The sequence below is a fragment of the Streptomyces sp. B1866 genome (assembly GCF_031932565.1).
Lineage (GTDB): Bacteria > Actinomycetota > Actinomycetes > Streptomycetales > Streptomycetaceae > Streptomyces.
Genome location: NZ_JAVSCF010000032.1, coordinates 26,355 through 36,770 on the forward strand (window position 1 = coordinate 26,355; position 10,416 = coordinate 36,770).

Sequence of the window (10,416 nt, forward strand, 5' to 3'; positions counted from 1 at the left end):
GCCGGGGCCGACTGGTGTCCGTAACGAGATGTTTGGGAGCGCGGGAGAGCAGAAGGCGTCAGAACGGAAACGTGCTGCGGCCGTGCTGGATCGACACCCACTTGGTGGTGGTGAAGTCCTCCACCGCCGCGTCGCCGTTCAGCCGTCCCAGGCCCGAGTTCTTCTCGCCGCCGAAGGGCACGATGGGCTCGTCGTGGACCGTGCTGTCGTTCACGTGGATCATGCCGGTGTCCACGCGGCGCGCGAACCGCACGCCGCGCTCGATGTCGCCGGTGTGCACGGCGCCGCTCAGCCCGTACCCCGTACTGTTGGCGATCTTGAGGGCTTCCTCGTCGCCGTCGAAGGGGATCAGCAGGGCCACCGGGCCGAAGACCTCCTGCGCCAGCACGGGCGAGTCGGGCGCGATGCCGGTGAGGACGGTGGGGCCGACCAGCGTGCCGTCGGCGGTGCCGCGCACCAGGGCGGTGGCGCCTTCGGCGAGGGCCCGCTCGACCAGGGCGGTGACGGCCTCGGCCTGGGTCTCGTTGATCAGCGGGCCGATGTGGGTGGCCGGGTCGCGGGGGTCGCCGACCTTCAGGGTCCGCACGCGGTCCACGAAGCGCTCGGTGAAGGCGCGCTCCAGCGAGCGGTCCACCAGCAGCCGGTTGGCGGACATGCAGACCTGGCCCTGGTGGACGAAGCGGCTGAAGACGGCGGCGTCCACGGCGTAGTCCACGTCGGCGTCGTCCAGGACGACCAGCGCGCTGTTGCCGCCCATCTCCAGCACGGTGCGCTTGAAGTGGGCGGCGGCGACGGTGGCGACGTGGCGGCCGACCCGGTCGGAGCCGGTGAAGGAGATGACCCTGGGCACCGGGTGCTCGATGAGCGCGTCGCCGATCTCGGCGATGTCGGTGACCAGGACGTTGAGCAGGCCCGGCGGCAGTCCGGCGGCGGCGAGCACGTCGGCGACGAGGCCGCCGCCGCACACCGGCGTGTTCTGGTGCGGCTTGAGGACGACGGCGTTGCCGAGCGCGAGCGCCGGGGCGACCGACTTCAGGGACAGCAGGAAGGGGAAGTTGAACGGGCTGATGACGCCGACGACGCCGACGGGCACCCGGTACAGGCGGTTCTCCTTGCCGTCGATCGGGGACGGCAAGATGCGGCCCTCGGGGTGCAGCGCGAGGCTGACCGCCTCGCGCAGGAACTCCTTGGCCAGGCCCAGCTCGAAGGCCGCCTTCACGTGCGTACCGCCGCACTCGGCGATGATGGCCTCGGTCAGCTCCCGCTCGCGGTCCTCGATGACGCGGACGGCCCGCTCGAAGACGAGCCTGCGGGTGTACGGGTTGGTGGCGCCCCACGCGTGCTGGGCGCGCTCGGCGGCCCGGTAGGCGAGGTCCACCTCGGCGGCGGTGGCCACCGTGATGGAGGCCAGCTTTTCGCCGTTGTAGGGGTTGAAGTCGACGATGTCCCAGGAGCCGCTGCCGGTGCGCCACTCGCCGTCGATGTACTGATAGGCGAGTTCGGAGAAATACGACATGCCATCCCTGTCCGCGAAAGGCGCTCGTGGCGCCGCGTGCCTGCCCGGGCCCCTGCGCCAGCCGCATGTGTGGGTTGCACCTGATGATTCGTCATCCTAGTGACGCGGGCGCGTTCCCGGGTGGCTGTTACAGCATGTCGAGCAGAAAGTCCCGGGTGTCCGCCGGGGAGAGGGCCTGGGCAGCCAGCCGGGCCAGCATGCGGTCGTAGGCGCGGACCTCCTCCCGCTTGTCGAGGTAGAGGGCGCCGGTGAACTGCTCCAGATAGACGATGTCGGGGACCTCGTCCTCGGGGAAGCGGAGAATGGTGAACGCGCCGCTCTCGGCGGCGTGCCCGCCGAAGGCGAAGGGCATCACCTGAAGCGTGACGTTCGGCTGCTCGGAGAGCGACAGGAGATGTCTGAGCTGACCGCTCATGGCCCCCGGCCCGCCGTACGGGCGGCGCAGGGCGGCCTCGTCGACGACCGCGTGGAACTCCGGCGCCCGCTCGGACACGAGCAGCTTCTGCCGCTCCATGCGCAGCGACACGCGCCGCTCGACCTCCTCGGCGTCGGCCTGCGGCTGGCCGCACGCCATGACGGCGTGCGCGTACGCCTCGGTCTGGAGCAGGCCGTGCACGAACTGGACCTCGTAGTTGGCGATGTGCGAGGCGGCGCTCTCCAGGCCCACGTAGGTCTGGAACCAGCCGGGCAGCACGTCACCGTAACTGTGCCACCAGCCCGCGACGTTGGCCTCGCGTACGAGTCCGAGGAGGGCCGCGCGCTCGGCCGGGTCCGTGACGCCGTAGAGCGTCAGAAGGTCCTCGATGTCGCGGGCCTTGAAGCTGACACGGCCCAACTCCATTCGGCTTATCTTCGACTCCGAGGCGCGGATCGAATAGCCCGCCGCCTCGCGCGTGATCCCGCGGGCCTCCCGCAGCCTTCTGAGCTGGGAGCCCAGGAGTATGCGGCGCACCACCGACCCGCTCGACTCGCCTGCGGTCATTGCCCGTGACCTCCCGTACGGAACGCTCCCCGATTCAAGGGCGCCGGGGGCGGCGCCGCCACCCCCGGCGTCGCAGTCTGCCACCATCGCCTTCGGCCCGTACGCATCCCGTTACTCAAACGTGAACATACGACAGAGTACGCGGAAGAAATCAACACCCAACACGGACAGAATGGGCCAAATTTCCGCCGTGCACGTGCATTTGCCCTTGCATCCACCGAACGGCTTAGGAACCATGGGAGCGCGCACGTGCAAGCTCGTACGAGATCTGGTCGGCCGTCAGGGCCGCGGACGCAGGAGTGCTCGCATGGGGATGGAAGTGCCGACCATGCTGGAGCCAGGGTGGCGAGGGCTCCCGCCGATCGGCCCGTCCGGCGTCTCCGGATCCGTGTCCTGCCCCCTGCCCGCCCGGCTCGAAGCGGTGCGCGGCGCCCGCCGGTTCATCTGCGCGACGCTGCGCGGGTGGCAGCTGCCCGACCTGCTGGACGACGCGTCGCTCGTCGTCTCCGAGCTGGTCACCAACGCGCTGCGGCACGCGGTGGCGGGGGCGGCTCCGGCCGCGGGCGCGGCGTCGCCGACGGGCGCGGCTGCTCCGCTGGGCGCGGGGCCGTCGACGAGTGCGGCGGCGTCGACGAGTGCGCCGGAGGCTTCGGGAGCGGGCGCGCTGGAGGCTTCGGGGGCGTACGCGCCGGGCCGTACGGGCCAGGCCACGGCGGGCTGTACGGGCTACCGCGACCGCGCCTCCGGACGGCGGGCCCTCCCCGCGCCGCCCTCCGGCCCCGACGCCGAGCCGCTGGTGCGGCTGGACCTGATCCGCTGGTCCTCGCGCGTGGTGTGCGCCGTGCGGGACCCCAGCGAGCGGGGGCCGGTGGTCAACGACGCGTCGTCGTGCGCGGAGTCGGGGCGGGGGCTGCACCTGGTGGCCTCGTTCAGCGACGGGTGGGGCTGGCACCCGCTGGCCGGGGCCGGGAGCGGCAAGGTGGTGTGGGCGGTCTTCCGGCTGCCGCGTGGCTGATTTCCGGCCGCGTCCGGGCCACCCGCCGAGCCCGGCGAACCCCGGCGAACCCCGACTGACCCGTCGATTCGGACCGGTCCCGCGGCCGGGTCGGACCCGCCGTCAGTCGCGCACCAAGTGATCGAATTCACCGTCCTTGGCGCCGAGCAGCATGGCCTGCACCTCGGCCGTGGTGTAGATCAGCGCCGGGCCGTCGGGGTAGCGGGAGTTGCGTACGGCGACCCCACCGCACGGCAGCTTGGCGAATTCGACGCAGGCGGCCTGGGAATTGCTGTGTCTGCTCTTCTCCCAGACGATCCCCTGAAGGGCTGCGGCCGCGATGCCGTTGTACGGGTGGTCGCGCACGGGGCTCTCCGGTGTGAGTACAGGGCCTGCCGGGGGCGGCAGGGTGGCAACTGCACCGGATCATAACCCCGTTCATATGCCAATGCATTGGCCAATGCATTGGCCAATGCATTGGCCAATGCATTGGCCAATGCATTGGCACCGCAATGGCGGCCGCACGCACACGGGCCGTGTCCAGTCGATCACCGCGAGGAATACGGCAACAGGGCCATCTCCCGGGCGTTCTTGATGGCCCGGGCGAGCTGCCGCTGCTGCTGGACGGTGACCCGGGTGACGCGCCGACTACGGATCTTGCCACGGTCGGAAATGAACTTCCGCAGCAGGTCCGTGTTCTTGTAGTCGATATACGTGACGCCTGCCGCCTCCAGCGGGTTGGGGCGGGACTTGGGGCTCTTGCGGACCGCGCCGTGTCGTGGCATGACATATCCCTCTTTCAGTCTTTCGTCATTCTTTCGCCATTCGGTAATGGCGACGGGTTCCGCCCGGCCGGGACCGGGCCGGGAAGGGCTCGGAAGACACCGGATCGAAGGCACCAGCTCGGAAGGCACCGGCTTGAAGGCACCGGCGCAGGAGACACCCGGCTCAGGAGACGCCGGATCAGGAGACGGGGTCGAGAAGTCCGTCGAAAGCGTGCGGCAGGGCGCGCCAGGCGTCCGGGCCCGCGGCGTACTCCGCGTCCGTCAGCAGACACGACTCCAGCAGCGCCAGCAGCCCCTCGCTGTCCAGGCCCGGCGAGGTGAAGGTGAGGTGCTGGGCGCGGTCGCCGTGCTCCGGGTGCCAGTCCAGCGCCGCCGCCACCCGCCGCGTCGGCGGCACCAGCTCCCAGGCGGCGTCCGGCAGGGCCGCCAGCCACGGCCCGGCGCTCTCCACGCACAGCGCGCCGCCCGCCGCCTCCCAGGACAGCAGCGTGTCCGGCCGGTCCGCCAGCCAGAAGCGGCCGCGGCTGCGCGCCGCCGCGCAGGTCAGGTCCTCCAGGGCCGCGTACAGCCGCCCGGGGTGGAAGGGCCGTACGCGGTGCCACACCACCGTGGTGACGCCCTCCGCGTCCGCCTCCTGCGGCAGCAGCGCGCACGCGGGGTGCTGGCGGGCCGCCGCCGCCTCCACGTCGAACCCGGCCAGCGCCGCCGCCACCAGCTCCGGCGAGCCGACGGGCAGGCGGCGGGCGGTGGGGTGGAGCTGGGCCAGCAGCTCGAAGTCCGCGGGGTCGGCGGGGCCCTGGGCGTCGAGGAGGCCGAGGCCGGGGGCTTCGGCCGCGAGGTCGTTGCCGGGGGCTTCGGTCGGCGGATCGGCGTCCGGGTGCGGGAGCCCGTCCGGGCCCGCGGCGGCCCGGGGCCCTGCCGGCCTCGGAGTCCGCCCGTCCGGGTGGGCGCACGGCTGTTCCGGGTGCGCGCCGGGGTCTTCCGGGTGCGCGCGCGCTTCCGGGGGCGCGCTCGCGCCGGGCGCGCCTGGTACGAGCGCGAGCACCGGCGCGTACTCCACCTGCCGCGCCCAGGCGTCCGCGACCGTGCGCTGGTCGCCCGCCGCCGCCGCGAGCCCGGCCTCGGCCAGGTCGTCGCCGCAGGCCAGGTAGGGCAGCACCAGCGCGGGGTCGACGGCCGTGACGACGCCGCCGATCCGCAGGTCGTCTCCCGCGTGGGCGGCCACCACCTCGGCCATCGCCTGCGGCTCGACGGAGTCCCACAGCTCCACCACGGCCATCCGGCACGTACCGCCCGCGGCGAGCCGCCGCAGCTCGGGCACCAGGTCCTCGCGCAGCGCGCAGCACGCGCAGTCGTTCACCAGCGGCGCCCGGCCCTCGTCCAGGACGCCGGTGCGGTCCCGTACGGTCCGGCGCACCGAGCCGTCCGCGACCGCGTCCGACAGGTCGTGGTGGAGCGCGACGCTGCCGGGCACGGCGTCCAGCAGCCGCGCGACGGTGGCCTCCCGGGCGTCGGCGTGCAGCCCGGCCACCAGGACCACGGGCAGCGGCGTCGGCAGGGTGCCGGTCACCGCCCGGCCCCGCCCTTGCCGTACGCGCCGTAGCGGCGCGCGAACCGCTCGACGCGGCCCGCCGTGTCCACGACGCGGGTGGTCCCGGTGTAGAAGGGGTGGCTCGCCGAGGAGATCTCGACGTCGATGACGGGGTAGGTGTTGCCGTCCTCCCACTCGATCGTCTTGTCACTGGTGGCGGTCGACCGGGTGAGGAAGGCGAAGTCGGCGGCGCGGTCGCGAAAGACGACGGGGCCGTACGGCGGGTGGATGCCGGGCTTCATCGGGGGGCTCTCCTTCGGGGCGGTCCTGGGCGGTCCTGGGAAGTCGTGGGCGGGCGGGTGCGGGCCGCCGGGCAGGGGCCGGGTCCGGGGTCCGTCAGCGCTCTTCCCGGAAGGGGACGTGGCGGCGTACGACCGGGTCGTACTTGCGCAGTTCGAGGCGGTCCGGGTGGTTCCTGCGGTTCTTACGGGTGACGTAGGTGTAGCCGGTGCCCGCCGTGGAGCGGAGCTTGATCACCGGGCGGAGTTCGTCGCGGGCCATGGCCGCTACTATACAGAAATGGTTTCCATTTTCATTCAGGGGCCGACGCCGGCCCCCGCACCCAGGAGGGCCTGACCCGATGTCCGCCCACTGCCAGCTGACCGGCCGCAAGCCCGGCTTCGGCAACTCCATCTCCCACTCCCACCGGCGCACCTCCCGCCGCTTCGACCCGAACATCCAGCGCAAGCGCTACTGGCTGCCCAGCGAGGGCCGGTACGTGCGGCTCACGCTGAGCGCCAAGGGCATCAAGACGGTCGACGCCATCGGCGTCGAGGCCGCGGTGGCCCGCATCCGCGCCCGGGGAGGACGGGTCTGATGGCGAAGAAGAGCAAGGTCGCGAAGAACGAGGCGCGGCGGGCCCTGGTCGCCCGCTACGCCGAGCGCCGGGCCGCGCTGAAGGCCGTCATCCGCGACCCGGCCGCGTCGCCGGAGGAGCGCGAGGAGGCGCGGCGCGCGCTCAGCCGCCAGCCGCGCGACGCCAACCCCACGCGCGTGCGCAACCGCGACAGCGTGGACGGCCGTCCGCGCGGGTACTTCCGGGCCTTCGGCCTGTCCCGCGTCAACCTGCGGACGCAGGCGCACGCGGGCTACCTGCCGGGGGTGCGCAAGTCGAGTTGGTAGGGCCGACGGGCGGGCTCACCCGGGCGGCCCGCCGGGCGGGCCCGCCGTCCGGGCCGGGCCGGACCGCTGGGCCGGACCGCCGGGCCTGGCCGGACCGCCGGGCCTGGCCGGAGCGGGCTGCCGGGCCGTGCCGGGCCTCCGGCGCCCGCCGGGCCCGTCCCGTCCCCAGCCGTCCCCGGCCCGCGCGGGACGGCCGGGGACGGCCCCGGGGCGCCGCCTCCCGGACGGCTCCGGCGGGAGCCCCGCCCCCACCGTGCCGACGCGCGCCCACTGTCGATGCCACGTCAGCCGATGCCTCGTCAACCGACGCGCCGTCATGTGAGAGTCGGCCCGACTCGTCCGTCCGGCTCAGCCCGGCGGGCGGGTCCGCGGACGGGCCCACATGATGATCGGAAAGGAGCACAAAGGGCCGTCGGGCGGGCGGCCCCACCACGCCGCCCCCATAGGAGTGACCTGCCATGACCACCAACCTGGAGCGGCTTCGGCGCTGCTCGGTCGCCTTCGACCTCGGCGCCGCCAGGACCCGCGTCCACCTCCGGGACACCGGGCTGATCGTCGACGAACCGACGGTCGCCGCCGTGAACCTCCGCTCCGGCGGGCTCATCGCGGTGGGCACGCTCGCCGAGGGGATGACCGGCCGCACGCCGGACCACGTCCGGGTGGTGCGGCCGGTGGCCGCGGGCACCGTCGTGGACATCGCCATCGCCCAGCGCATGCTGCGGCTGCTCGTCGGCGGCAAGGTGCGCCGGGCGTGGCGCCGCAGGCCGCTGCTGAGCGCCGCCGTGTGCGTCCCGCACGACGCCGAACCGCTCGCCTGCCGCGCCGCCGTGGAGACGCTGGAGGGGCTGGGCATGCGGCGGGTGGAGCTGGTCGACAACCTCATCGCCGCGTCCATCGGCTGCGGCCTCCCGGTCGACCGGGCCGAGGCCGCGATGATCGTCCTGTGCGGCACGGCCGTCACCCAGGTGGCGGTGCTCTCGCTCGGCTCGGTGGTGGCCGCCGACCGGGTGCCGGTGGGCGGGGAGGCCCTGGACCGCGCGTTCACCCAGCACCTGCGCGACCAGTACCGGCTCTCCCTGCCGGACCGCGCCGTCCGGCCCCTCTACCTGATCCTGCGCAGCGGTGGCGCGGCCGTGCACGGCCGCGACGCGGCGACGGGCCGGGTGCGGTCGGTGCGCGTGGACGCGGCGGGCGTGTGGGCCGCCCTCGAACCGCCGCTGCGGTGCGTGCTCGACACGATCGGCGCCGTGCTGCGCCGTTGCCCGCCCGACCTGGTGGCCGACCTCGGGGATCAGGGCCTGGTGCTGGCGGGCGGCAGCGCCACGCTGCCGGGCCTGGACATGATGCTGTGCCGGGCGACCGGCATGCCGGTACGGGTCGCCCAGCGCCCGGACCTGAGCGCGGTGCGGGGCCTCGGCGCGATGGTGGACGGGCAGGTGCGGCCGCTGTTGCGGGATCCGCTGTCGGTGTGAGCGGCGCCCGCGCGTGTGCGCGGGCGCCGGGTGCGCGGGGGCCGAGGCCGGGGGTGCCCCGGCCGCCCGGTCCGCCGATACGGTCCGGCCGCCGACCAGGCCGCAGGTGAACAACGGTCGGACAGTGGAGGAATGGTGAAGGTCTGTGGACGCGCCGCGCGCCCTTCTGGTGCCACTTCCGACGTAAACAGTTCGTTAACGCACCAGAGCGAACGTGACCACACGCAGCCACCCGGCACGCGGGGCGCACAGGGCGCAGCCGTCAACGCGCCGGAGCGCGCCACGCGCGAAGCTGCCTGCGTACGCCGGTAACCACCTGCGCCGATGGCCGCCGACCGGTCCGGTCGACCCCACGATCGAGGGCAGCGCGCCGCCCTCCCACCGACGGCCGTCCACACGGACCGCTGCGTTACGGAGGGTTGAATCCGCGTGGAAGCGTCACCGAAAGGGGCAATCACGGATTGGTCACACGATCTACCCTTTACCGCGAGACTTGCCTAATGTTGGCGCCCGGGCCTCCGTGACGCACCAGTGGTCGCTTAGTGCCCGACCGCCGCAGGCGAGGCTCCGTCACGTCCCCTGCAGCGTGCCACCGATGTCCTGAGAACGTTCCCGGGGGGGTTCATGAACTGCTCGGCCACCGTGGTCTTACGCGCCTGCGTGGCACACGAAAGGCGGCGACAGCGAGCCAGGTGACAGCGGGTCAGTCCGCTGCCCGCCGTCCGCGGGAACCAGGTCGGCGGCGCGGCAGGGGGCCGGGGCGCTGAGCGTACGCGCAGGTCGTACGGGTAGGAGCGGCGCCGCCGCGGGCCCGGACGACCGCGTCTGAGACGTGCGCGCGGCAGCCTCGCCACCGCATGTCCAACCTTGACGCACTTCCTCTCACCCCTGCTTTCCAGAGGTTTCGCACGGCGGGTCAGCGTTGTCCTGCCCGAAACCCGCAGGGGTTAATCACCGCGCCCGCACGAGCGCCGCTCCACGGCTTCCGCGCCCTGCGCGAAGCCGGTCTTCGCCACGCCACTTACCACATACAGGGGGGCTCACATGAATGTGCTGTCGGTCGTCATACCCGCGCTCAACGAGGCGGAGAACATGTCTCCGGTCATGGCGTCCATACCCGTCTCCGAACTCGCCGCGGCGGGCTGGGAGACGGAGGTCATCGTGGTCGACAACGCGTCCACCGACGGAACCGGCGACCTCGCCCGCTCCCTCGGCGCCCGCGTCGTCTACCAGCCGAACCGGGGCTACGGCAACGCCTACCACGCCGGTTTCGCCGCGGCCAAGGGAGACGTGGTCGCCACCGGCGACGCCGACCGCACGTACCCGTTCGACGCGCTGCCGGGGCTGCTGCGCACCCTGGTGGACCAGGACGTGGAGTTCATGACGACCAACCGCCTCGGCCGCGGCAACAGCGAGGCCATGAAGCCGTCCCACGACCTCGCCAACCGGGCGCTCAGCGCCGTCAGCCGCGCGCTGTTCCGCAACGGCCTGCGCGACTCGCAGTCGGGCATGTGGGTCTTCCGCCGGTACGTGTGGCACGGCATCGACGTCCGCTCCCACGGCATGGCGTTCTCCCAGGAGATCAAGAACGCGGCGACGCTGGCGGGCTACCGTTGCCTGGAGGTGCCGATCGAGTACCGCAAGCGCGGGGGGGACGTGAAACTGAACGCCATGCGCGACGGCCTGGACAATCTGCGCCAGCTGTTCGACCACAGATTCCGAAGAGGCCTCCCGTCCCGGACGCTGCCCGCCCGGCCCGCGGCCGCCGAGGCCGCCACCCCCGGCGGGACCGCGGCGCTCGACGGAGCGCGCGCCGACGCCGCGCGCGGCCACGCCACGCGACAGCCCGAGGAGCTCGGAACCGCATGAGCCGACGGCTCGACGACCGCACGGCCCGGGCCGCGCAGGCGGCGCACGCGGCGCGGGAGGCCCGGCGTGCGGACGCCGGGAGCGC

Annotated in this window: 11 protein-coding genes and 1 pseudogene; 5 read left to right on the plus strand and 7 right to left on the minus strand. The window is 73.3% G+C overall.

The window, feature by feature from the left end; translation table 11 throughout:
• Nucleotides 1–58: 58 nt before the first annotated feature.
• A complete protein-coding gene (locus tag RKE29_RS07555; RefSeq protein ID WP_312004283.1) occupies nt 59–1,516 on the minus strand; it encodes an aldehyde dehydrogenase family protein in 1,458 nt (485 codons plus the stop codon).
• Nucleotides 1,517–1,643: 127 nt separating this feature from the next.
• Nucleotides 1,644–2,498, minus strand: coding sequence for a helix-turn-helix transcriptional regulator (locus RKE29_RS07560; RefSeq protein WP_312004284.1), 855 nt, complete (start codon nt 2,496–2,498; stop codon nt 1,644–1,646).
• Nucleotides 2,499–3,294: 796 nt separating this feature from the next.
• On the opposite strand from RKE29_RS07560, the pseudogene RKE29_RS07565 reads away from it, so the two are divergent.
• Nucleotides 3,295–3,513 (plus strand): annotated as a pseudogene (locus tag RKE29_RS07565) (ATP-binding protein); the annotation flags it as partial.
• A gap of 102 nt (nt 3,514–3,615) precedes the next feature.
• Here the strand turns inward: RKE29_RS07565 and RKE29_RS07570 are convergent.
• The 5 genes from RKE29_RS07570 to rpmG all read right to left on the minus strand — a co-directional run bounded on the left by RKE29_RS07570 (nt 3,616) and on the right by rpmG (nt 6,369).
• The gene (locus RKE29_RS07570) at nt 3,616–3,858 is read right to left on the minus strand and encodes a DUF397 domain-containing protein (RefSeq protein ID WP_312004285.1); all 243 of its coding nucleotides are present in this window, start codon (nt 3,856–3,858) and stop codon (nt 3,616–3,618) included.
• 182 nt (nt 3,859–4,040) lie between these two features.
• The gene (rpsR, locus tag RKE29_RS07575; protein WP_312004286.1) at nt 4,041–4,277 is read right to left on the minus strand and encodes a 30S ribosomal protein S18; all 237 of its coding nucleotides are present in this window, start codon (nt 4,275–4,277) and stop codon (nt 4,041–4,043) included.
• A 178-nt stretch (nt 4,278–4,455) separates the two neighbouring features.
• Entirely contained in the window at nt 4,456–5,847 is a 1,392-nt protein-coding gene (locus tag RKE29_RS07580) for a GTP-binding protein (RefSeq protein ID WP_312004287.1), read from the minus strand.
• A complete protein-coding gene (locus RKE29_RS07585) occupies nt 5,844–6,110 on the minus strand; it encodes a type B 50S ribosomal protein L31 (protein WP_312004288.1) in 267 nt (88 codons plus the stop codon). Before RKE29_RS07585 ends, RKE29_RS07580 begins: the two co-directional genes overlap by 4 nt.
• 94 nt (nt 6,111–6,204) lie before the next feature.
• The gene (rpmG, locus tag RKE29_RS07590; protein WP_312004289.1) at nt 6,205–6,369 is read right to left on the minus strand and encodes a 50S ribosomal protein L33; all 165 of its coding nucleotides are present in this window, start codon (nt 6,367–6,369) and stop codon (nt 6,205–6,207) included.
• A gap of 79 nt (nt 6,370–6,448) precedes the next feature.
• Here rpmG and rpmB point away from each other — a divergent pair, with 79 nt between their 5' ends.
• The 4 genes from rpmB (at nt 6,449) to RKE29_RS07610 (ending at nt 10,331) form a co-directional block, all read left to right on the plus strand.
• Nucleotides 6,449–6,685: a 50S ribosomal protein L28 gene (gene rpmB, locus RKE29_RS07595; RefSeq protein WP_312004290.1), complete on the plus strand. Its 237-nt coding sequence runs from the start codon at nt 6,449–6,451 to the stop codon at nt 6,683–6,685.
• Nucleotides 6,685–6,990 carry a 30S ribosomal protein S14 gene (rpsN, locus tag RKE29_RS07600; protein ID WP_312004291.1) on the plus strand — a complete coding sequence of 102 codons (306 nt, stop codon included), beginning with the start codon at nt 6,685–6,687 and terminating at the stop codon, nt 6,988–6,990. The genes rpmB and rpsN overlap by 1 nt, the downstream gene beginning before the upstream one ends.
• A gap of 458 nt (nt 6,991–7,448) precedes the next feature.
• Nucleotides 7,449–8,462: a rod shape-determining protein gene (locus RKE29_RS07605; protein WP_312004292.1), complete on the plus strand. Its 1,014-nt coding sequence runs from the start codon at nt 7,449–7,451 to the stop codon at nt 8,460–8,462.
• A gap of 1,044 nt (nt 8,463–9,506) precedes the next feature.
• Nucleotides 9,507–10,331, plus strand: a complete 825-nt coding sequence (locus RKE29_RS07610) for a glycosyltransferase family 2 protein (protein ID WP_312004293.1) — start codon at nt 9,507–9,509, stop codon at nt 10,329–10,331.
• Nucleotides 10,332–10,416 lie beyond the last annotated feature (85 nt).